We start from the raw sequence: 21,286 nt of genomic DNA, 5'->3' as shown, positions 1-21,286 counted from the left end.
GGGCCGGCCAGAAAGGCCGGAGCATAGCGCAGTCCCGTCCCACCGCAGCCGGGAATGGCAGGCTCGGCCGCTTCCCCCGGGGTGTCGGAGTCAGCTGAAGAACGGGGTCAGCCGGCATCGTGCAATCGCGTAAAGCCATCCTCGCTCCAGGCTTCGCTGCCTACGCCGTGGCGCACGAAAAACAACCCCTCCGGGTCGTACTTGCGCTTCACCGCCGCCAGCCTGGGGTAGTTGCTGCCCCAGAACGAGGTCTGCCAGTCGCGCTCGAAGTAGTTGCTCTCCGATACATACGAGCCTGCGCCCGAGGCGGCTTTCAGCAGCGTGTCCATCGACTGGTCGATGCGTGCGGCTTCGCTGCGTGCATCGGCCAGATCGGGCTTCGCCCCCGGCATGCCGGGAAACGCGGGGTCGCCTTCGCTGCCGGTGATCGCCAGGGCGAACGCGTCCAGCGCGCCCGGGTTCATAGCGGTGTCGCGCGAGCGGGCCAAGGCATCGGCAGGTGCACCGGCCAAGCCCTTGTTGAAATGCAGGGACAGGCCCCAGTGCCGGGTTGCCTCGAACAGGGCGTCGACGAGGGCGGCCTGGCGCCCGTCACTCAAGAGCGACTGCGGCAGCCAGGCCGAACGGTAGCCGTGGATGAACTGGCCGACCTGACCCTGATCGCCCGCCCACAGGATGTGGTCGCGCGGAGCGCCGGGGCGGCTGTCCGATACGATCAGCTGCGGCGCGTGCTGGCGGAAGAATTCCGCATCCCAGAAGTGTCGGGCCGGCAGGGCAATCACATGCACCTCGTCGGTGAAGCGGTATTCCTTGCGTTCGCGTACCCAGGCCAGGAAGGGCGCCCACACCTTTTCAGCGCCGGCCTGGTCCAGGCCCTGGAATACCATTGCCAGCCTTAGCGTGTTGTCACGGCGAAAGACCAGCTGTTCGCCCCAGTGCGGGTTGAACAGCGCCTCGTGGTAGAACGCGATCGCCCGCGCGATCAAGGCACGATAAGCCTTGTCCGAATCGGCCTGGATGGCTCCGAATACGGCCCCGAACATCTCCGGCAACTCATGCGTCCGCAGGGTCAGTCGGGTCACTACGCCCAGGCTGCCGCCACCACCGCCCTTGAGACCCCAGAACAACTCGGGATGCTGGCAGGCATTGACCACGCGTACCTGACCATCGGCGGTCACCACCTCCGCTTCAAGCAAGCCGCCCGAGGCCGAACCGTAGTTCTTGGAGAAGCTGCCGAAGCCGCCGCTTTGTATCAGTCCTGCGACGCCGACCGTCGTGCAGCCGCCGCCCTGCACATAGCGCCCGGCCTGGGTGGTCACGGCGTCATAGGCATCGATCCACATGGCACCCGCCTCGACGGTCACGGCCGGTTGCGGCGCCAGGTTGCCCGCGCAACCCTGGGGCACAAAGGCGTCATGCAGGCTCACCGCATTCATATGGCGGGTCCACACCAGCAGCGAATCGGGCGCATCGGAGGTGCCCTGGTAGCTGTGGCCACCGCCCTTCACCACCAGGCGCAAGTGATGCTCGCGGGCGAAGTTCACCGCCGCCACGACATCCGACGCGTTTTTTGCGGCCACCGCGTAGACACTGGGGCGCGACATCCAGGCGTCGACCCAGCCGCTGGTTTGCGTGAGCGCGGGCTCGTCGCCGATGTAATAAGGGTTCTTGATCTGTGCGATCGCCTCGCGGCAGGCCGCATCGTTGCCGCTGCAGTCCTCGAACGGTGAGCGGACCCGCTGCAGGCGTCCGTCAATCGCCTCATTCAGGCGTCCCCATTGCGCCGGGCCGGGCCAGCCCGGATCGCCGGGGCGCACGCGCTTATAGACGCGGGACAGCGATCCCGCCGCCGCTTGCGCCACGCGAAGGGCGGGTGACGCCAGCAGGGGAAGCAACGGCAAGGTCAGCGCGGCTTTCAGGCAATCACGACGATTCATAGCGAGGCCCTGGGGCATAGGAAGCCACCACTGTGCGCCGCCCATCGTCTGCCACAAGTGGATGGGGACGAGTGGCGGCCTCACGGTGACGAATGGCGAGCTGGTCGGGACGAACCCATGGCGTTGGCACGGACGGCAAGCGGTTCGCTACACTTCAGGCGAAGGCCCGTCTCAGCTCGGGCACGGAGAGTGGTGGATGAAGCGAACCATCTGGCAAGCCTGGCGCGTCCTGTGGCTGACCCTGTGGCTGGCTACGCTGTCGATGAGTGTGTCGGCAACAGAGGCGGGCTCCGCCCGATGGAAGCCGGATATCGACGCGTTCACCGCCGCCGACCAGGCGCATCCGCCGGCGGCCGGTGGAGTGCTGTTTATCGGCAGTTCCTCGATTCGTTTCTGGGCCACGCTGGCGGCGGACTTTCCTGGCGTCCCCGTGATCAATCGGGGCTTTGGCGGCTCGGCCATCCCGGACGCCACCGATTACGCCGAACGTATCGTGTGGCCGTACCGTCCCAGGCTCATCGTGATGTATGCCGGCGACAACGACATCGCCGAAGGTGCCAGTCCCGCGCAGGTGCTGGCCTCGTTCCAGGCTTTCGTGACCAAGGCGCGCGAGGGCGTTCCCGGTGTACCGGTGGTTTACGTGTCGATCAAGCCCAGCCTGGCGCGGCTGGCTTTGTGGTCGCAGATGCAGGCCGCGAACGAGGGCATCCGCGCCTGGGCAGTGACGCAACACGACGTGCGCTTCGTGGATATCGCTCCAGGCATGCTGGATGCGCACGGCCAGCCACGCGCCGAACTATTCCGTCCCGATGGATTGCACATGCTGCCGGCGGGATATGCGCTATGGATCCAGGCGCTAAAGCCGGTGCTGGCCGATTACGGCTTCACGGTACGCGCGCCCTAACAACAGCGCTCTCCCGTTACGCGGCACCTAGGTCGTCATTCCGGCGCAAGCTGAAATCCAGTGTCTTTGATGCTTTGCTCTAATTCGGCGCCAAGGCACTGGATTCCAACATCCTCTGGGACGACGGCAACGACCATCCCTGTGGTAATGACCATCCCTGGCCATCGCGATGCTACGTTCAATACACCGTCGCCTGCGCCTGCACAAACGCAAAAAAGAACACCGCGTCGGGATCGTTGCGTACCGCCTGCAACTCCCGGCGCATGCCTTCGACCGTCGCCGCATCGACCTTGCCGGTGTCGGTCAGCTGGTCGGCGGCCGAGAGCAGCAACTCCTGCCAGAACTCGATCATCTGCTTGCGCTTGCCGGGCTGCCGGTTGTCCAGGTGGAAGCTCTTCACCTCGGTCTGTACATCCCGATAGCCGCCGGCCAGCAGCAGGTTGCCCAGCTTGGCGCCGATGAACGGGTCGCCGCCGCTGTCGTACTGGTGGTCGTTGAAGGCCATCCAGTAGCGCAGCAGGTTCGGTGAGTACGGATCGAGAAAGAACGATGAGTTGAGCACTTCGGTCACATAGATGACCGAGCCGGGGCTCAGCACGCGACGCACCTCGCTGAGTACGCGGGCGGGGCTGGGCATGTGTTCCAGTACCCAGCAAAGGTAGGCGCCGTCGAAACTGCGCTCCGCAAAGGGCAGGTCGGTGGCGTCGGCGAGTTGAAGCGTATAGCGTGCACTGCACCATGCCGTGGTCGCCAGATTGTGTTCCGCTGCGGCAAGTTGGGCGGCCGATCGATCCACGCCGGTGACATGCAGATGAGGAAAGCGTCGCAGCAGGATTTCAGTCTGGGCGCCGACGCCACAACCCACTTCTAGCAGGCGTGAGGTCTCGCTGTAGTCGATGCGGCTGAAAAGCTTGGTCTCGAACATCCGCGCCTGGCGCATCAGGCGCGACTGCTCCTCGGAGGAGAAGCCATGGATGTAGGGAAACTCGCCGGTGACGATGCTGTTCACGTGACAGGCCTTTCGCGGAAAGCGCTACCAAGGCCGCAACGCTACACCGCTACTTGTCTAGGGCAGGTCGCTGTTGGGCGGGGCGGTGCCATGGCGACCGCCGCAGGCGTCCTCCGTGCACGTCGCGCTCGACGCATGGCTAACGGGCGGCAGCGCTGCAGTGTGCGCGTGAATAAAGGTGAGAATGTCGGCTAAGGTCGGCGCATCGCTGCGCAAGGGCCGGGACAAGGCGAACAGCACGGCTTCGTGCCCCAGGCCGGGATACAGCTTGAGCGTCACGTCCTCATGCTGAGCCTGCATTGCCCGGGCCAACGAAATAGCATTGGACTGCTCCACTTCGTGATCGTCCGTGCCCTGCAGGAGCAGCATGGGCGGTTCCGCACCGTGCACGTACAGCACCGGCTGAGCCTTCTTTTGCTCGTTCGGTGTGCGCCCGAACATGCCAAGCATGTCGGTCTCGTCGGCCGGAATCGGCATGAAGTCGTAGCAACCGGCCAGGCCAATAAAGCCCGCCAGGTCGACCGGCCGCATGCCGTGCGCGCCCAGCCATTGCGGATCGGTTGCCACCAGGGCCGCCATCTGGCCGCCGGCGGAATGACCCATCACAAAGACATCATCGGGCGCGCCACCCCAATCCGGCGCATGCTGATGCACCCAGGCCACGGCGCTCGCAGCGTCCTGCATAAAGCCGTCCATGCGCACCTGGGGGTATTTGCGGTAGTCGGGGATCACCACGATCACGCCCTGGGCCGACAGCGCGGTGCCAACAAACCGATACCAGGCCCGCTCGCCGCGCACCCAGCTGCCACCATAGAAAAACACCACCACCGGGGCGTGCTCGGCGTGCGCGGGTTCGTAGACATCGAGCGCGAGTTGATGATCGGCGTCAAAAACGATGTCGCGTCGCTGCTTGATGTCCTTGTGCTGGTCGGTCGCGTTCAGCCCGGCGAACAGCGTGGCTTCGCAGCCGCTCAGGCATACAGCGGCACCAAGCAGCATCGTTCGCCCAAGGAGGGCGAGCCGATCGCAACGGATGTGTTTCCAGCTGCGCTGGGCCATGACCTGGGATGCATACGGCAGAACGCGAATGATGCATCAGCCGCGCGCGCAAGGGTTTGCGATCCGCCAGTGCTGTTGCGTGACTTCACGCTGCTAATCGTTCTCCGGCATCCAGAGCCGCGAAATAGTCGCGCGTGAGTTGCAGCTGATCGGCTGCGCTTTCGGCGCGATTCACCACGTGGCGGAACGCGGCATTCTCGGCTCGATCCTTGGCGTACCAACCCAGGTGCTTGCGCGCGATGCGTACGCCCTGCAGTTCACCGTAGAACGCATAAAGCTGTTCGAGGTGATGGACCAGGATGGCGCAGACGTCCTGCGGTGTCGGCTCGGGCAAGGTCTCGCCTGTCGCCAGGTAGTGGGCGATCTCGCGAAATATCCACGGCCGCCCTTGGGCGCCACGCCCCACCATCACTGCATCGGCGCCGGTGACATCGAGCACGTGTCTGGCTTGCTGTGGCGTGAGGACGTCGCCATTAGCCAGCACGGGAATGCGCACGGCCTGCTTTACCGCGGCGATGGTCGCGTACTCGGCTTCGCCTTCGTACTTGTCGGCACGGGTGCGGCCGTGCACGGCCAAGGCGGCAATGCCGGCGTCTTCCGCAATCTTCGCGATGGTCAGCGCGTTCTTGTTCTGACGGTCCCAGCCGGTGCGGATCTTCAAGGTGACGGGGATGTCGACCGCGTCGACCACCGCCTTGACGATGCGCGCGACCAGCGGTTCGTCCTGCAACAGGGCCGAACCGGACCATACGTTGCAGACCTTCTTGGCCGGGCAGCCCATGTTGATGTCGACGATTTGCGCCCCGTTGTCCGCGTTGTAGCGCGCGGCTTCGGCCAGCATGGTCGGATCGTAGCCGGCGATCTGCACGCTTACCGGCTCGGGTTCGCCGGCATGGTCCATGCGCTGCAGCGATTTGCGCGTTCGCCACAGGCGCGGATCGGACGCGGTCATTTCCGACACGGCCAACCCCGCGCCCAGCCGTTTGCACAGCAGGCGAAAAGGTTTGTCGGTGACGCCGGCCATGGGGGCGAGCACCACGTTCGGGTCGATACGGTAGGGGCCAATCTGCATCCGCCCATTGTAACCGGGGCGGCTTCGCGGTTCCCGCGCCGGCTTCAGTGGGCGGACTTGGCCGTTAGTGTGCCCTGTAGGCTGGCGCGATCGTGTTTGTGCTTGAACATGAACATGAACAGCACGGCGACCACCAGCGAATACAGCGCAAAGGAGATCCAGATGCCGTGCCAGTCCTTGCTCTGGTCCTCGTGCGTGAAGAACGCCTCAATGATCAGGCCGCTCAGCGAGCTGCCCAGCACGGCGCCGATGCCGTTGGTCATCAGCATGAACAGGCCCTGCGCGCTGGCGCGGATCGAGGGATCGCTCTGGCCTTCCACGAAGAGCGAGCCGGAGATGTTGAAGAAGTCGAAGGCCATGCCATAGACGATGCACGACAGCACGATCATCCATAGGCCCGGGCCCGGATCGGCATAGGCGAGCAGGCCGAAGCGCAGCGTCCAGGCGAACATGCTGATCAGCATCACCGTCTTGATGCCGAAGCGCTTGAGGAAGAACGGAATGGCCAAGATAAACAGCGTCTCGGAAATCTGCGAGATCGACATGATGATGGCCGGGTAGCGCACGGCGACCAGATCTTTGTACACGTCCATTTTGGCGAAATCATGCAGGAAGGTATCGCCGTAGGCATTGGTCAGCTGCAGCGAGGCACCGAGCAGCATCGCAAAGACGAAAAACACCGCCATACGGGCATCGCGAATCAGCGAGAACGAGGTGAGGCCCAATGTATCGAGCAGCGACTGGTTCGGCTTGCGCTGGAAGCGCGGCGGGCAGGGCGGCAGGCTGAAGGCGTACAAGCCCAGCAGCAGGGACGCGCCTGAGGCAACATAGAACTGCCCGGACGAGGTCTCCAGGCGCAACAGACTTACCGTCCACAGCGCGGCGATAAAACCCACCGTGCCCCACACGCGGATCGGCGGGTAGTCCTTGACGATGTCCTTGCCGTCGTCCTTCAACGCGTTATAGGCCACCGCGATGGAAAGCGAGATGGTGGGCATGTAGAACACCATGTTCAGCAGCATCACCCAGAACATCAGGCCCGGCGACTGCACCATCGGCACCGTGAACAAGACGGCCGCGCCGCAGATATGGAACAGGCCGTAGAGCTTCTCGGCGTTGATGTACTTGTCGGCGATAACGCCGGCAATCGACGGCATGAACAGCGAAGCGATGCCCATGGTCGAGAAGATGGCGCCGAACTGCGCCCCCGACCACTGTTTGGTCTGGAACCAATAGGCCCCAATCGTGAGTAGCCACGACCCCCATACGAAGAATTGCAGGAAGTTCATTGCAATCAGGCGGAGTCGAAGATTCATCGGCGTGTTCGTATGAGTTGAAACGGTTGGACGGTAGGGCGGGACACGCTCTTCCGGGCAGGCCAGTGCAATGGCGGCCTGTCGCGGCGATCTTGATGATCCCCTGCCTAAAGCCGTGGGCGAACCATGGCCATGGCAAAATAGCGGCCAGCGTAGAGGAATGGGTGCAGCCGCGACAAGTTGCGGCGCCGCGACGCCCATTCGGATCACCAAGGAGATGAGGCGTGAGTTTGTTCCTGACCATTGCGGTAGTGCACCTGGTAGCCCTGTTGAGCCCGGGCCCCGACTTCTTTTTCGTCTCGCAGACGGCGGTCAGCCGTACCCGCCGTCAGGCCATGTTTGGCGTGGTGGGTATCACCCTCGGCGTCATGGTGTGGTCGGCGCTGGCCCTGGCTGGCCTGCAGCTGCTGTTGCAGCGGCTGGCCTGGCTGGAGCGGCTGATTGCCATTGCTGGTGGTCTCTACCTGGCCTGGATGGGCGTGAAAATGCTGCGCGGAGCCTTGCGCAAGCCGTCGCCTCCCGGCGCGGAACAGAAGCCCGTACTCCAGCAGGGTGACTGGGCCACACTGCGCGCCGGCCTGTTGACCAATCTCTCCAATCCCAAGGTGGTCATCTACTTCGGCAGCGTGTTCTCGGCTTTCCTGGGCGACCGCGTGAGCACCGGCGCTCGTTGGGGCCTGTGGACCATGATCATCGTCGAGACCCTGCTGTGGTTCACCCTGGTGGCCAGCGTATTCGCCCTGCCGGCCATGCGGCGCGGCTATCTGCGTTTGTCACGCTGGATCGATGGCCTGGCAGGCGCCGTCTTCGTCCTGTTCGGCCTGCACCTGATCTTCGCGAAACGCGCGGTGTAGGAGCGCACCCTGTGCGCGAAAAGCCTACGCAGCGGTAACGCTGTAATCGCGCACAAGGTGCGCTCCTACATTAGCGGCCTCACGGCAGCAATTTTCCCGGATTGAGGATGCCATCCGGATCGAACGCTGCCTTGACGCTACGCATTAGATGCAAGGTCGATGCTTGCAACGCCAGCGGCATGAATTCGCGCTTGACCAGGCCGATGCCGTGCTCGCCCGAGAGCGTGCCATCCAGTGCAATCACCAGCGCGAACACCTCCGCCAGGCAGTCGTGGGCACGTTTACGCTCAGCTTCGTCCCGCGGCAGCAAGTTGACGTGCAGATTGCCATTGCCGGCATGACCGAAGCTGACGATCAGCACGTTGTGCTTTTTCGACAGCTGCTTGATGCCATCGACCAGCTCGGGTAACCGGCTCACCGGCACGACCACGTCCTCATTGATCTTGTTGGGTGAGATGGTGCGTTGCGCGGGTGACAGGGCTTTGCGCGCAGACCAAAGCGCCTGCGTCTCCTCCGCCGTCTCAGCGATGCGCAGCTCTTCCAGGCCATCGCCGCGCGCGGCCCGGGAAACGGCTTCCATCGCACCGGCCAAGGTATCCGGCTCGCCGTCCACTTCCACCATCAGCATCGCGCCGGCCAGCGGAACGATGTCGCCGCCGTAATCGCGGGCGAGCTTGAGCGCCACATCGTCGATGAATTCCAGCGCACACGGCGTGACCGGCTGCGCCATGATTCGCGCCACCGCGCGCGCCGCAGCGCCGACATCGCGATATGTCGCGCGCATGGTGCGCAGCCCGGTCGGCTTGGGCGTGAGTTTGAGCGTGGCTTCGGTGATCAGCGCGAGCGTGCCTTCTGAGCCGATCAGCAGGCGGGTGAGGTCATAGCCGGTGGCACCCTTGCTCGTATAGGTGCCGCAGCGGAATCCTTCGCCCGTGCCGGCGACGGCACGCATGCCCAAGGTGTTCTCACGTGGACTGCCGTATTTCACCGTACGCGGACCCGCTGAGTTGCAAGCGAGATTGCCGCCAATGCTGCACCACGGCGCCGACGAGGGATCGGGCGGCCAGAAGAACCCATAAGGTTTCAGCGCCTGCTGCAGATCGCCATTGAGCACACCTGGTTCCACCACCGCGTAGCGATTGTCCGGATCGATCCGCAGGATGCGGTTCATGCGCTCGAAACTCACCACGACACCCGCCTCCACCGGCACGGTGGCACCGGTGGTATTGGTGCCGCGGCCGCGACCGATCACGGGAACATGATGTTCACGGCAGGCCTGCACCAGGGCTTCTACCTGGGCATGCTCGGTAGGAAACACCACGGCGTCCGGCAATGCGTTGCGGCGCGAGTTGTCGTAGGCATAGGCAAGGCGCTCCGCGTCGCCGGTGGCCAGCGAGGCCTCCGGAAAGTGCGAGCGGAGGGTGACGAGCAAGGAGTCTGGAAGGCTCATGCGCGCAGTATCACACCGGATGCCATCGGCGCGGGAATCGTGGTGTGGCTAGTCCGTCTCGAACGCGTTGCCGATCCAGTGCATCTCGGCCTGTTCTTCGGGACCATCGTAGGTGACGACATCGAAGCGACAGTTGCACTTGGCGTACCTGGCATGGGCAGCAAGCCACAGTTCGGCGGTGCGTATCAGCTTTTCTCGCTTGCTGGCGGTGACCGACGCTGCGGCGCTGCCGTGCGTTGCACGCAGGCGGTGCCGTACTTCGACAAACACCACCGTGTCGCCATCGAGCATGACCAGATCGAGCTCGCCATGGCGAGTCGTGTAGTTACGGGCCAGCAGCTTTAGGCCGGCGCGCTGCAGCGCGGCGCCGGCGCGTTCCTCGAAGCGCGCTCCCGCCGCCCGCATCAGCCTTGCGTAGGCTTATCGTTACCGACCGGCGGTGCCAGCGCCGGCGCGCTGTCCATTTGCAGGCTGCCATTGAGTGGGCGGGCGAGGCCGTCCTGGAACTTGGCCCACACCAGTACGCGGCGCACGCGTCCGAACTGGTCGGCGGTCAGCTGGCCGCTGGCGCCTGGCAGATAGCTTCCCGGATGGGCGCGCAGCCAGTCGACATAAGGAGCAAGGCTCCAGGCGTCCATGCCGAAGGCGAACAGTCGCGCCGACGTGCCGCGCGCAGCGGGCAGCTGCGCGGCGATGTCGCCGTGATTGGGCAGGCCGGGCTGCACGTCGAACAACCACGGTGCATCGCAGAACTCGACGCCTTCCAGGTCGCGGTTCGCACCGGCGTCGTCCACGCCTGCATAGACATGCGAGGTGCCAACCACTGGGAGATTCACGCGCGCAAGCTTGAGTTGCGGCAGCAGCAGCCGTGCCTGCTGCGGGCGCATGCTGATGAACACACCGGTAGGGTTAGCGCTACTTGCCTCATTGGGAGCACTGCTGGCGTCATTGCTATCGGTGGGCATGCCCAGCCCGATAATGGTCGGCGCGTAGTTGACGCCGCTGGCGGGCAGGTTGCCGGTGCCGGCGACCTTGCCGCCGCGGGCCTCCATCTCGGCCTTGAAGGCGGTGGAGGCGCGCTGCGCAAAGTCGTCACTGCTGACGATGACGTACGCGGTAAGCGTGCCGTGCTCGACCATGTGGTCGGCTGCCTGGGCGCCCTCGGTTTCCGGCAGCAGGCCAAATTCGCTCACGCCATTGGCGGGCAGGCTCTTGTCGTCGGGATGGTTCAAGGCGAGCAGGGCAACGGGCAGGTCCGGCAGGCCGAACAAGGCGGACACCTCGCCACGCGTCAGCGGACCGATCACCAGCTGTGCCCCGTCGGTGACCGCCTGCTGATAAGCCTTGATGGCGCTGGCTGGCGTACCGCCGCTGTCGTATACGCGTACGAGCGGTCGCGGCGCGTGATTGCGCGAAGCATCGGCGTAGGCAGCGAAAAAGCCCTCGCGGATCGCCGAGCTCGCGGTGGCGAGGTTACCGGTCGCCGGCAGCAGCAGGGCGACATGCGCAGGCATCTTGTAGCCCTCGCGCACGTTGGCACCTTCGCCGGGCATCATGGTGCCGACTTCCTGCTCCAGCGCAGGCGGCTGATGCGCCACCGCAACGCCGAGCTGGGTCAGTGCCTCGTTCACCCACGGCAGCATGCGGTCACTCTGCTGCATGGCGCCAGCGCGCTGTTTCAGCGGCTCGGCACCAAGTTTCACCAGCAGGGCGACCACCTGTTTGCGATTCTGGCTTTGGTCCAGTCCGCTGAGCTGGCCATCCATCTCCACGCGCGAGCGCGCCGCGCCCCAGAAGTCGCCGGTCTCCTGCATGGCCTGCGAGCGCAGCTCGAGCAGGCGCAGCTGTAGCGCCGGCGGCACGCTGGTGTTCGGTTGCGTGGTGAGCTGCAGGGCGCGATTCGCATCGTGCTGCTTCAGTGCCAGCTCGGCTTGCAACAGGTCGAGGCGTGAGGGTTCATCACCGGTCAGCCGCTGGCGGCGGATATCGTTGACAAAGGGGGCTGCGCGGTCGAGTTGACCTTCCTGGCGATACGCTTCGGCGGCGAGCAGGCGATAGTGATCGCGGTTGCCGGACGTCTGCGCCAGGGCCAGATACGCCTGCGCCGCGTCCTCGAACTTGCCTTGCTGAACGAGGGCATCGGCCTGCTGGCTGGCGGCGATTTCGGCGGGGGAGCGGGTCGCCGTTGGTGGAACGCAGGCGCTGAGTGCGAGTGAGATCAGCAGGGCAACGCCTGCGGCGCGGTACAAGCGCATGGCCAAATCCCTTTCGAGCTTTTTGACGACTTAGTCGGCGGATGGGCGATGATAGCCCATCGGATTGCCGCCTCGCGGCGGAGGAAAGCAGCAAGATGTCACAGATTCAGCCCGGCCAGCTATGGGTGGTCGCCACCCCGATAGGTCATCGCGACGACTTTTCCGCGCGCGCCATCGAAACCTTGCGCTCGGTCGCGGTTATCGCCGCGGAGGACACGCGCCACAGTCGTCCGCTGCTCATGCACTACAACATTGGCACGCCGCTGTTGGCCCTGCACGAGCACAACGAGCGCGAGGTGGTCGATGCGATGGTGCAGCGATTGCTGGGTGGCGAGTCGGTCGCCTTGATTTCGGATGCGGGCACGCCGTTGATCAGCGACCCCGGTTTTCGCCTGGTGCGCGCCGCCCGTGCGGCCGGCATCCGCTGCGCGCCGGTGCCGGGCCCGTGTGCTGCCATTGCCGGGCTTTCCGTGGCCGGGCTGCCCAGTGACCGGTTTGTGTTCGAGGGCTTCCTGCCGCCCAAGTCCGCCGCGCGACGCGCCCGTTTGCAGGAACTTGCGGGCGATGCGCGCACGCTCATCTTCTATGAGTCGTCGCATCGGGTGGCGGAGAGCCTTGCCGATATGCGCGAGATCTTTGGCGAGGAGCGCGAAGGCGTGCTTGCGCGTGAACTGACCAAATTGTTCGAAACCGTGATTGGTGAGCCGCTGGGCCAACTTGCCTCGCGCGTGGCGAACGACCCCAACCAGCAGCGCGGCGAATGCGTGCTGCTGGTGGCGGGGCGCGGCGAAGAGACGGACGCGCGCGAAGCGGAAGGGCAGCGCGTGTTCGCCTTGCTGCGCGAGGAGCTGCCGCCGGCCAAGGCGGCGAAGCTGGCTGCGGCCATTACCGGAGCGCCGCGCAAGCTTCTCTATGAGGCGTAGGAGCGCACCCTGTGCGCGATCACGGCGTTGCCGCTACATGGGCTTTTCACTCGGGCCATCCTTGGCCCTCGCCCTGCGGGCAGCTGGCGCTGTGCAAAGCAGCAGTCCTGCCGCTTTGTCACTCGGGCCATCCTTGGCCCTCGCCCTGCGGGCAGCTAGTGCTGTGCAAAGCGGCAGTCCTGCCGCTTTGTCACTCGGGCCATCCTTGGCCCTCGCCCTGCGGGCAGCTAGTGCTGTGCAAAGCGGCAGTCCTGCCGCTTTGTCGCGCACAGGGTGCGCTCCTACATAGGCCTTATTGGTTTCTCAGGCGCGTTGAGTGCCACTTTCCACTAGAATGCCTTGCGGAGTCGGCCGGACAGTCGCGTCGCGCGCAAGCGCATCGAGGAAAGTCCGGGCTCCATAGGGCAAGGTGCCAGGTAACGCCTGGGCAGCGCGAGCTGACGGCCAGTGCAACAGAGAGCAGACCGCCGAACGGCATCTTCGGATGTGCGTGGTAAGGGTGAAAGGGTGCGGTAAGAGCGCACCGCGTGCGGGGCTAACGCCGCATGGCACGGTAAACCCCACCTGGAGCAAGACCGAATAGGGGAACGATAACGCGGCCCGCGTTGTTCCCGGGTAGGTTGCTGGAGCCAGACGGCGACGTCTGGCCGAGAGGAATGACTGTCGCGTCGCAAGACGTACAGAACCCGGCTTACAGGCCGACTCCGCCTCTATTCACTACCGGCCGTCATCGCCATGTCGATCCTGACGTGGCGATGACGCCTGCGTAGCGGGCATGAACGGGCGATTCATGCCGGACCCTTCCCGAGGGTCGTGTGGCCTGCGGAAAAGCGGGCTCGCATTTTGAAAAAATCCTACCCTTTCAAGCACCTTTGAGTGTTTCCTCATAAATGGCTGGAATTACTGCCAGATCATCGCCTTTCTCATTGATTCACAAGCGAAATTCCCTTGACAGTCTCAGGGGGCGAGACTATCGTGGGTTCCTGTGTGAAATCGTGGGAATTAGTGGAGTCTATCGGTCGTGTTCCAGGGTGAAACCGCCATCACTGTTGACGACAAAGGCCGGCTGGCCATTCCGACCGCGTATCGCGAGTTGGTGGCCGACGCCTGCGCCAATCGTCTGGTGATCACCTACAACCCCTTCGAGTCGGGCTGCCTGTGGCTGTTCCCGTATGCGGAGTGGGAGCAGGTACGCGAGCAGGTAAATGCACTGCCCAAGGTCAAGGCCGCCCATCGCGACATGCAGATGAAGCTGGTGGGCGCCGCGACCGTGGTCGAGCCGGATGGCGCTGCACGCATCCTGCTGCCGACCAGTCAGCGCGCGACCACGGGCATCGAGAAGAAAGCGGTTCTGCTGGGCATGGGCAACAAGTTCGAGCTTTGGAGCGAACAGGCCCACCTGGCCAAGATCCGCCAGACCATCGGCGAAGAAGAGATCACCAACGAGATGGCGGAGCTGCGCCTGTAACCGGCAACGGTGGCGGCGCAGTGGAATGAACGGGAGCGGGAGTGCGGCATGGCCGAGCAGGAATTGCGGCACATCCCGGTGATGCTGGGTGAAGCAGTGGAGGGACTCGCCGTGAGGGAAGGCGGGCGTTATCTCGATGGCACCTTCGGACGGGGCGGTCACGCCCGGGCCGTGCTGTCGCGTCTCGGCCCGGACGGTCGTCTGTTGCTGATGGATCGCGATCCCCAGGCCATCGTCACGGCGCAGGCCGAGTTCGCGGCCGACCCGCGCGTGTCGATCCGTCACGCCAATTTTTCCAGCATGGCCGAGTGGAACGAAACCGCCGGCGGCCTGGACGGCATCCTGCTCGACCTCGGCGTGTCCTCGCCCCAGCTGGACGAAGCCGCGCGCGGCTTCAGCTTCATGGCCGATGCGCCGCTCGATATGCGCATGGACACCACCCAGGGCGAAAGCGCCGCGGATTTCCTGGCCCATGCCAGCGACCGCGAGATTGCGGAGGTACTGTGGGCCTTTGGCGATGAGCGCTTCAGCCGCAAGATTGCGCGCGCCATCGTCGAGGACCGTGCCGAGACCCCGATCACCCGCACGGGTCAACTGGCCGCGCTGATCGAGCGCGTGGTGGGCCGCCGCGAGCCGGGCAAGCATCCGGCCACGCGCAGCTTTCAGGCGTTGCGTATCCACGTGAATGGCGAGCTCGACGCGCTGGCCCAGGGGCTCATCGCGGCCTTGTCGCTACTCAAGGTCGGCGGCCGCCTATCGGTCATCAGCTTCCATTCGCTGGAGGATCGCGCGGTCAAGCTGTTCATCCGCGACCACTCCGGTCGCGTGCAGGGCAGCCGTCGCGGTCCGCCGGTGGCGGCCGCGCCTGCCCGCCTGGCCGCCGTGGGCAAGGCGCAGTTTCCTTCCGATGCTGAGTTGGCCGTCAATCCACGCTCCCGTTCGGCGGTGCTGCGCGTGGCGGAGAAACTCGAATGAAGGTCCTCGGCGGCATCTTCATGTTGATCCTCATCGCGGCGGTGCTGTCCACCGCCATTGCCGTGGTGTGGACGCGTCATGAGAGCCGCGTGCTGTTTGTCGAGCTAACCCGTCTGCAGAACGTGCGCGACGATCTCAATATCGAATACGGCAAGCTGGAGCTGGAGCAGGCCACCTGGGCTGAGCCGCGTCGCGTCGACGACGAGTCGCGGCAGAAGCTCGGCATGGTCAATCCCAAGCCGCAAGACATCCAGCTGGTGCGCCAATGAAGCCGCGCCCGCGCACCACCGCACAACCTACCCGCCGCCGCACTGCGGCTCCCAGCACCCGCCGTCGCATGACCCTGGTGGTGGCGGTGCTTTCGCTGGCCTCATTGGGGCTGGTGGCGCGTGCGTTCGACCTGCAGGTAGTGCGCAAGGAGTTCTATCAGAACCAGGGCGATGCGCGCTTCCTGCGCGAGCTGCCCATTGCCGTCTCGCGCGGCACCATTTTCGATCGCAATGGCGAACCACTGGCTGTTTCCACGCCGGTGGTATCGATCTGGGCGAATCCGTCCCAAGTGCTGGAAAGCGAAGACAAGCTGCCCGCGCTCGCCAAGGCCATTGGCATGGATGAAGGGGCGCTCAAGCAGTACCTGATGCAGCGCTCGGAGCGTGAGTTTGTCTACCTGAAGCGCCAGATGTCGCCGGACGCGGCGCAGGCGGTGATCGACCTGGCCGTGCCGGGCGTCAACAGCCAGCGCGAGTTCCGCCGGTTCTATCCGTCGGGCCCGGTAACCGCGCACGTGCTTGGCTTCACCAATATCGACGATCACGGCCAGGAAGGTCTGGAGCTGGCCTTCGACGACTGGCTGGCCGGCAAGCCGGGCGCCAAGCGGGTGATCCGCGATCGCATGGGGCATGTCGTCGAGGACGTGGAGCTGGTTCGTGCCCCGCAGCCGGGCCGCGACATCACATTGAGTATCGACCGCCGCATTCAGTTTCTGGCCTACAACGAGTTGAAGAACACCATCGAACAGTCCGATGCGGACTCGGGCTCGATGGTGATCATCGATGTGCGCACCGGCGAAGTGCTGGCCATGGCGAACTGGCCCACCTACAACCCGAACGCATTGCGCGGCAGCAACCCGTCGAGCCGCCGCAACCGCGCGATGACCGACGTGGTGGAACCAGGTTCCACCATCAAGCCGTTCGTCCTGGCCGCTGCGCTATCCAGCGGAAAGTACACGCCGAATGGCCCGCTGATCGATACAGGTAACGGTCACTTCTACTATATCTCCCACGACATCCGTGACACGCATGCCAACGGCATGCTGTCTCCTACGGGCATTCTCGCCAAATCCAGCAACATTGGCGCCGCCAAAGTGGCGATTACGCTGGATGCCGGTCTGATGTACGACACCTACCGCGCCTTCGGCTTTGGTGCCAGCACCAACAGCGGCTTCCCAGGCGAGGCCGCGGGTTACCTCAAGCCGGGCAAGAGCTGGGGCATGTTGGAAAAGGCCATTCTGGCCTACGGCTACGGTCTCAACGTGACGCCGCTGCAGCTGGCCAACGGCTACGCCACCATCGCCGACAACGGCGTGATGCATTTGCCGACGTTCGTGAAGGGCTCGGACAACGAAGCCAAGCAGATCATCGACCCCAAGATCGCCAACGAACTGGTACAGATGATGGTGTCCGTGACGCAGCCGGGCGGCACCGGGGCGCCGTACGTGTGGATCGCCAACTACGGCGTGGCCGGCAAGACGGGTACGGCCCACAAGGCCGTCGCTGGCGGTTACGCCAAGAACAACTACAGCTCCGCCTTCGCCGGCATCGTGCCGGCTTCCGATCCGCGCATGGCGGCGGTGGTGGTGATCGACAACCCGAGGAAGGGCAGCTACTACGGCGCGCTGGTGTCGGGGCCCGTATTCGCCAAGGTCATGGATGGCGCGCTGCGTCTCATGGACGTGCCGCCGGACAACATCGGCCGCTGGTATGTCGGGGGACCGCTGCAGGGACAGAATGGCTTGACCGGCAACAAGCAGCCCGTGGTGGAACCCGTGGACGACGCGCCCGTTGAGGAGGTCACGCCATGACTGCCCGCCTCGACCAGCTTCTCCGCGATATCGCCGAAACCCCGGGTGTCGGCGATATCGTCGTTTCAGGGCTCGCGTTGGATTCGCGCCAGGTACGTCCCGGTGACGCGTTCTTCGCGCTGCGCGGCACGCGCGAGCACGGCATCACGTTTGCGCAGGGCGCGGTGGCGCGCGGTGCGCGCGTCGTGCTTGCCGAAGCGCCCGCCGCGGACGTGCTGCCGATGGACGTGCCCGTGCTGTGGGTCGATGGCCTGCACGGCAAGGTCGGCGAGATCGCCTCACGCTTCTTCGGGCATCCGTCCGAATCGCTGCGCGTGATCGGCGTGACCGGCACCAATGGCAAGACCTCCACCGTGCAATTGCTGGCCCAGGCGCTGGAGCAGCTTGGTCATCGCGCAGCCACCATCGGCACCTTGGGGGCAGGCTTGCATGGCCGCATCAGTGAAGGCGAGCGCACCACGCCGGACGCGATCAGCGTGCAGGGGCTGCTGGCTTCGTTCCGCGACGAAGGCGCCACGCATGTAGCGATGGAAGTGTCGTCGCACGCGCTGGAGCAGGGCCGCGTCGCCGCAGTGGCATTTGAGATGGCCGCTTTCACCAATCTCACGCGTGACCATCTGGACTACCACGGCAGCATGGAAGCCTATGGCGAAGCCAAGGCCAAGCTGTTCGCGTGGCCGTCGCTGAAAGCCGCCGCCATCAATATCGATGATGCCTTTGGCCGGTCGCTCGCCGGCCGTCTGCCGTCTGGCGTACGCGTCCTGCGTTTGAGTGCAGAAGGCGACACCACCGCGGACATTCGCGCCGTCGATGTCGCGACATCAGCGAAAGGGCTCGCCTTCGAGCTGCGGACGCCATGGGGAACCCAGGTCATCCGCAGCAGCCTGCTTGGCCGCTTCAACGTGGCCAACCTGTTGGCCGTCGTCGCGTGCCTGGGGGCGCTGGGTGCATCGTTCGAACACATAGTCACGGCCATCGAGGGCCTGCAGCCGATCAACGGCCGCATGAACCGTCTCGGTGGCGTCGCTCACCTGCCGCTGGTCGTGGTGGATTACGCACACACGCCGGATGCGCTGGAACAAGCCCTTACCGCGCTCCGCGCGCATTGCGACGGTCGCCTGATCTGCGTGTTCGGCTGCGGCGGCGAGCGCGATGCGGGCAAGCGTCCGCAGATGGGCGCGATTGCGGAGCGCTTGGCCGACCAGATCATCATCACCGACGACAACCCACGCGGCGAAGACGGCGACGTCATCGTGGCGCAGATCGTGGCCGGGCTTCGTCGGCCAGGCGTGGCGACCGTCGAGCGCGATCGCGCCGCTGCCATCGATCGGGCCCTCGCCCTCGCCCTGGCTGGCGATGTGGTGCTGATCGCCGGCAAGGGTCATGAGACCTATCAGGAAGGCGCCGCCGGCAAGCGTCCCTTTGACGATCTTGCCGTGGCCCGCCACGCCTTGGAGGCACGCGCATGATGCGCTTGAGCGCCATCGCCCTGTGGACTCGCGGCCGCTCGAACAGCGCCGATATGGACGTGACCGGCGTCGCTATCGATACACGCAAACTGAAGCAGGGTGACCTGTTCGTCGCGATCAAGGGCGAGCGGGTCGACGGCCACGACTTCCTCGACGAGGCCATGGCGCGTGGCGCCGTGGCTGCCCTGGTCACCCGCAAGGTGGATTCGGCGTTGCCGCAGGTCTTGGTGGACGATACCGAGCTGGCGCTGGGTGACCTGGCGAGCGCGGTGCGCGCGCAGAGCAACGTGCGCGTCATCGGCATCACCGGCTCCAACGGCAAGACCACGGTGAAGACGCTGACGGCGTCGATCCTGTCGCATCATGGCCGCATTCACGTCAACGCCGGCAACTACAACAACGAACTGGGTTTGCCGCTGACCTTGCTGGCGATGCCGCAGGACACTCAGTTCGCCGTGCTGGAAATGGGTGCGGGCAAGCCGGGCGATATCGCCTACCTCGCTGCCATAGCGCGGCCCGATATCGGCCTCGTCAACACCATTGCGCCCGCGCATCTTGAGCGGATGGGCAGCGTGGAAGGCGTCGCCGAAACCAAGGGCGCGCTGTACCAGGCGTTGCCGGTCGACGGCGTCGCGATCATCAATGCAGACGACGCCTTCGCCAGCTTCTTCGCGGGGCTGGCGGGTACACGCCGCCAGTTGCGTTTCGGGCTGGACCACAAGGCGGACGTCGGCGCCGAAATTCTTGAGCAGCGCGTGGACAGTTCGCGCTTCGTACTCAGCACGCCACATGGCGATGCCGAAGTACTGCTGCCGCTGGCCGGTCGGCACAACATTACCAATGCGCTTGCCGCCGCGTCGATTGCGCTGGCGCTCGAGGTGCCGCTGGCCGCCATCGTGGCTGGGCTGGAGCAGGTGCCAGGTGTCGCCGGCCGTCTGCAACTCGAACACATGCCCGGCAACTGGACCTTGATCGACGACAGCTATAACGCAAACCCCGGTTCCGTCGGTGCAGCCATCGACACGCTCGCCCTGGCAGACGGCGAGCGCTGGCTTGTGCTGGGCGATATGGCCGAACTGGGCGAGAGCGCCGTGGCCTTGCATGCCGACATCGGTGAGCGCGCGCGCAAGCACGGCATCGACCGGCTGTTCGCGGTCGGTCCGCTGAGCGCCGCCGCGGTCAAGGCGTTTGGCGAGAGCGGCGGGCACTTCAGCGACAAGGCGGCGCTGGTCGCCGCGCTCAAACAACACCTGCACGACGGCGTCACTTGCCTGGTCAAGGGCTCGCGCTCGGCCGGCATGGATCAGGTGGTCGCCGCGCTTCGCAACAACAAGAGAACAGGGGAGGGCGCATCCGATGCTGCTTGAACTCGCAGACTGGATGGCACGGCACTTCACCGCCCTGCACGTGTTTCAGTACATCACGTTCCGCACGATCATGGCCGCGCTCACGGCGCTGTCGATGTCGTTGCTGTTTGGGCCGTTCCTGATCCGCAAGCTGGCCGAGCTCAAGGCCGGCCAGGTAGTGCGCAAGGATGGCCCGCAGACGCATCTGTCCAAGGCCGGAACGCCGACCATGGGCGGCGTGATGATCCTGCTGGCGGTGAGCATTTCCACCTTGCTGTGGACCGACCTGCACAACCGCTACGTGTGGGTGGTGCTGGCGGTGATGATCAGCTTCGGCGTGATCGGTTTCTACGACGACTACAAGAAGCTGGTGCTGAAGGACAGCCGCGGACTGGCTTCGCGCTGGAAATACTTCTGGCAGTCCATGTTCGGATTTGCTGCCGCATTGTTCCTTTACTACACCGCACCGCAGGCGACTGGCGCGTTGCCGGTGGCGGAGACGGCGTTGTACGTGCCCCTGTTCAAGCAGGTGGCGCTGCCGCTGGGCGTGATGTTCGTGGTCGTCGCCTATTTCATGATCGTGGGTTTCTCCAATGCCGTGAACCTCACCGATGGCCTGGATGGGCTGGCCATCATGCCGACGGTGCTGGTGTCGGGCGCGCTGGGTGTGTTTGCCTACCTGGCAGGCAACCGGCTGTTCTCCGAGTATCTCGGTATTCCTTCGATTCCCGGTGCGGGCGAACTGGCGATCTTCTGTGGCGCACTGTCCGGTGCCGGCCTGGGCTTCCTGTGGTTCAACACCTATCCGGCCCAGGTCTTCATGGGTGACGTCGGCGCGCTCGCCATCGGTGCGGCACTCGCCGCCATTGCGGTGATTGTGCGCCAGGAGATCGTGCTGCTGATCATGGGCGGCGTGTTCGTGATGGAAACCGCCTCGGTGATGATCCAGGTGGCGAGCTTCAAGATGACCGGCAAGCGCGTGTTCCGCATGGCGCCGATCCATCACCACTTCGAGTTGAAGGGCTGGCCGGAGCCCCGCGTGATCGTGCGCTTCTGGATCATCAGCGTCGTGCTGGTGCTCATTGGTCTTGCCACGTTGAAGGTGCGCTGAGCATGTTCATAGAGCCCGCTCATGACCTCTCCGTGGTCCGCGCCGGGATCTGTTTGCG

The 21,286-nt window shown here is 64.8% G+C and carries 18 protein-coding genes and 1 other RNA gene; 11 read left to right on the top strand and 8 right to left on the bottom strand.

Annotation, left to right across the window (positions count from 1 at the left end):
* Window positions 1–107 precede the first annotated feature (107 nt).
* The gene (locus ACT01B_RS18235; RefSeq protein WP_445144621.1) at window positions 108–1,937 is read right to left on the bottom strand and encodes an FAD-dependent oxidoreductase; all 1,830 of its coding nucleotides are present in this window, start codon (window positions 1,935–1,937) and stop codon (window positions 108–110) included.
* 196 nt (window positions 1,938–2,133) lie between these two features.
* On the opposite strand from ACT01B_RS18235, the gene ACT01B_RS18230 reads away from it, so the two are divergent.
* Window positions 2,134–2,841: a GDSL-type esterase/lipase family protein gene (locus ACT01B_RS18230; protein ID WP_445144620.1), complete on the top strand. Its 708-nt coding sequence runs from the start codon at window positions 2,134–2,136 to the stop codon at window positions 2,839–2,841.
* A gap of 178 nt (window positions 2,842–3,019) precedes the next feature.
* On the opposite strand, the gene ACT01B_RS18225 is transcribed toward ACT01B_RS18230, so the two are convergent.
* The 4 genes from ACT01B_RS18225 to ACT01B_RS18210 all read right to left on the bottom strand — a co-directional run bounded on the left by ACT01B_RS18225 (window position 3,020) and on the right by ACT01B_RS18210 (window position 7,297).
* Complete coding sequence (locus ACT01B_RS18225; protein ID WP_445147526.1) at window positions 3,020–3,841, bottom strand: class I SAM-dependent methyltransferase; 822 nt, start codon at window positions 3,839–3,841, stop codon at window positions 3,020–3,022.
* 66 nt (window positions 3,842–3,907) lie between these two features.
* Window positions 3,908–4,909 (bottom strand): alpha/beta hydrolase, encoded by a 1,002-nt coding sequence (locus tag ACT01B_RS18220; protein WP_445144619.1) that lies wholly within the window; start codon window positions 4,907–4,909, stop codon window positions 3,908–3,910.
* 85 nt (window positions 4,910–4,994) lie between these two features.
* On the bottom strand, window positions 4,995–5,981 hold the full coding sequence (dusB, locus tag ACT01B_RS18215; protein WP_445144618.1) for a tRNA dihydrouridine synthase DusB: 987 nt from the start codon (window positions 5,979–5,981) through the stop codon (window positions 4,995–4,997).
* A gap of 44 nt (window positions 5,982–6,025) precedes the next feature.
* The gene (locus ACT01B_RS18210) at window positions 6,026–7,297 is read right to left on the bottom strand and encodes a nucleoside permease (RefSeq protein ID WP_445144617.1); all 1,272 of its coding nucleotides are present in this window, start codon (window positions 7,295–7,297) and stop codon (window positions 6,026–6,028) included.
* Between the two features lie 224 nt (window positions 7,298–7,521).
* Between ACT01B_RS18210 and rhtC the strand changes: the two genes are divergently transcribed.
* Window positions 7,522–8,151 carry a threonine export protein RhtC gene (gene rhtC / locus ACT01B_RS18205; protein WP_445144616.1) on the top strand — a complete coding sequence of 210 codons (630 nt, stop codon included), beginning with the start codon at window positions 7,522–7,524 and terminating at the stop codon, window positions 8,149–8,151.
* A gap of 79 nt (window positions 8,152–8,230) precedes the next feature.
* Here the strand turns inward: rhtC and ACT01B_RS18200 are convergent, their stop codons facing one another.
* Genes ACT01B_RS18200 through ACT01B_RS18190 form a run of 3 tightly spaced genes read right to left on the bottom strand, consistent with a single transcriptional unit; the run spans window position 8,231 to window position 11,856 of the window.
* Window positions 8,231–9,601, bottom strand: coding sequence for an FAD-binding oxidoreductase (locus tag ACT01B_RS18200; protein ID WP_445144615.1), 1,371 nt, complete (start codon window positions 9,599–9,601; stop codon window positions 8,231–8,233).
* Window positions 9,602–9,649: 48 nt separating this feature from the next.
* On the bottom strand, window positions 9,650–10,006 hold the full coding sequence (locus ACT01B_RS18195) for a YraN family protein (protein ID WP_445144614.1): 357 nt from the start codon (window positions 10,004–10,006) through the stop codon (window positions 9,650–9,652).
* Window positions 10,006–11,856, bottom strand: a complete 1,851-nt coding sequence (locus tag ACT01B_RS18190; RefSeq protein ID WP_445144613.1) for a penicillin-binding protein activator — start codon at window positions 11,854–11,856, stop codon at window positions 10,006–10,008. The genes ACT01B_RS18195 and ACT01B_RS18190 overlap by 1 nt, the downstream gene beginning before the upstream one ends.
* Before the next feature lie 95 nt (window positions 11,857–11,951).
* Here ACT01B_RS18190 and rsmI point away from each other — a divergent pair, with 95 nt between their 5' ends.
* From rsmI to mraY, 9 genes are all read left to right on the top strand, one after another.
* Window positions 11,952–12,779: a 16S rRNA (cytidine(1402)-2'-O)-methyltransferase gene (gene rsmI / locus ACT01B_RS18185; protein WP_445144612.1), complete on the top strand. Its 828-nt coding sequence runs from the start codon at window positions 11,952–11,954 to the stop codon at window positions 12,777–12,779.
* A 343-nt stretch (window positions 12,780–13,122) separates the two neighbouring features.
* Window positions 13,123–13,489: RNase P RNA component class A (rnpB, locus tag ACT01B_RS18180), an RNA gene on the top strand.
* A 311-nt stretch (window positions 13,490–13,800) separates the two neighbouring features.
* On the top strand, window positions 13,801–14,247 hold the full coding sequence (gene mraZ, locus ACT01B_RS18175) for a division/cell wall cluster transcriptional repressor MraZ (RefSeq protein WP_445144611.1): 447 nt from the start codon (window positions 13,801–13,803) through the stop codon (window positions 14,245–14,247).
* Window positions 14,248–14,295: 48 nt separating this feature from the next.
* Entirely contained in the window at window positions 14,296–15,222 is a 927-nt protein-coding gene (gene rsmH / locus ACT01B_RS18170) for a 16S rRNA (cytosine(1402)-N(4))-methyltransferase RsmH (protein ID WP_445144610.1), read from the top strand.
* A complete protein-coding gene (gene ftsL / locus ACT01B_RS18165; protein WP_445144609.1) occupies window positions 15,219–15,491 on the top strand; it encodes a cell division protein FtsL in 273 nt (90 codons plus the stop codon). The genes rsmH and ftsL overlap by 4 nt, the downstream gene beginning before the upstream one ends.
* Complete coding sequence (locus ACT01B_RS18160; RefSeq protein WP_445144608.1) at window positions 15,488–17,302, top strand: peptidoglycan D,D-transpeptidase FtsI family protein; 1,815 nt, start codon at window positions 15,488–15,490, stop codon at window positions 17,300–17,302. Before ftsL ends, ACT01B_RS18160 begins: the two co-directional genes overlap by 4 nt.
* Window positions 17,299–18,771, top strand: coding sequence for a UDP-N-acetylmuramoyl-L-alanyl-D-glutamate--2,6-diaminopimelate ligase (locus ACT01B_RS18155; RefSeq protein ID WP_445144607.1), 1,473 nt, complete (start codon window positions 17,299–17,301; stop codon window positions 18,769–18,771). The genes ACT01B_RS18160 and ACT01B_RS18155 overlap by 4 nt, the downstream gene beginning before the upstream one ends.
* Window positions 18,768–20,138 carry a UDP-N-acetylmuramoyl-tripeptide--D-alanyl-D-alanine ligase gene (locus tag ACT01B_RS18150; RefSeq protein ID WP_445144606.1) on the top strand — a complete coding sequence of 457 codons (1,371 nt, stop codon included), beginning with the start codon at window positions 18,768–18,770 and terminating at the stop codon, window positions 20,136–20,138. Before ACT01B_RS18155 ends, ACT01B_RS18150 begins: the two co-directional genes overlap by 4 nt.
* Window positions 20,128–21,228 (top strand): phospho-N-acetylmuramoyl-pentapeptide-transferase, encoded by a 1,101-nt coding sequence (mraY, locus tag ACT01B_RS18145; RefSeq protein WP_445144605.1) that lies wholly within the window; start codon window positions 20,128–20,130, stop codon window positions 21,226–21,228. Before ACT01B_RS18150 ends, mraY begins: the two co-directional genes overlap by 11 nt.
* Window positions 21,229–21,286: the final 58 nt, after the last annotated feature.

This window comes from Dyella sp. Tek66A03 (assembly GCF_052567735.1).
This window is presented reverse-complemented; position numbering and strand designations above follow the sequence as displayed.

Bases quoted from the DNA above. Each gene is read 5' to 3' on its own strand.
- ACT01B_RS18235 (WP_445144621.1), bottom strand. From the start codon at position 1,937: ATGAATCGTCGTGATTGCCTGAAAGCCGCGCTGACCTTGCCGTTGCTT.
- ACT01B_RS18230 (WP_445144620.1), top strand. From the start codon at position 2,134: ATGAAGCGAACCATCTGGCAAGCCTGGCGCGTCCTGTGGCTGACCCTG.
- ACT01B_RS18220 (WP_445144619.1), bottom strand. From the start codon at position 4,909: ATGGCCCAGCGCAGCTGGAAACACATCCGTTGCGATCGGCTCGCCCTC.
- dusB (WP_445144618.1), bottom strand. From the start codon at position 5,981: ATGCAGATTGGCCCCTACCGTATCGACCCGAACGTGGTGCTCGCCCCC.
- ACT01B_RS18210 (WP_445144617.1), bottom strand. From the start codon at position 7,297: ATGAATCTTCGACTCCGCCTGATTGCAATGAACTTCCTGCAATTCTTC.
- ACT01B_RS18200 (WP_445144615.1), bottom strand. From the start codon at position 9,601: ATGAGCCTTCCAGACTCCTTGCTCGTCACCCTCCGCTCGCACTTTCCG.
- ACT01B_RS18195 (WP_445144614.1), bottom strand. From the start codon at position 10,006: ATGCGGGCGGCGGGAGCGCGCTTCGAGGAACGCGCCGGCGCCGCGCTG.
- ACT01B_RS18190 (WP_445144613.1), bottom strand. From the start codon at position 11,856: ATGCGCTTGTACCGCGCCGCAGGCGTTGCCCTGCTGATCTCACTCGCA.
- rsmI (WP_445144612.1), top strand. From the start codon at position 11,952: ATGTCACAGATTCAGCCCGGCCAGCTATGGGTGGTCGCCACCCCGATA.
- rsmH (WP_445144610.1), top strand. From the start codon at position 14,296: ATGGCCGAGCAGGAATTGCGGCACATCCCGGTGATGCTGGGTGAAGCA.
- ftsL (WP_445144609.1), top strand. From the start codon at position 15,219: ATGAAGGTCCTCGGCGGCATCTTCATGTTGATCCTCATCGCGGCGGTG.
- ACT01B_RS18160 (WP_445144608.1), top strand. From the start codon at position 15,488: ATGAAGCCGCGCCCGCGCACCACCGCACAACCTACCCGCCGCCGCACT.
- ACT01B_RS18155 (WP_445144607.1), top strand. From the start codon at position 17,299: ATGACTGCCCGCCTCGACCAGCTTCTCCGCGATATCGCCGAAACCCCG.
- ACT01B_RS18150 (WP_445144606.1), top strand. From the start codon at position 18,768: ATGATGCGCTTGAGCGCCATCGCCCTGTGGACTCGCGGCCGCTCGAAC.
- mraY (WP_445144605.1), top strand. From the start codon at position 20,128: ATGCTGCTTGAACTCGCAGACTGGATGGCACGGCACTTCACCGCCCTG.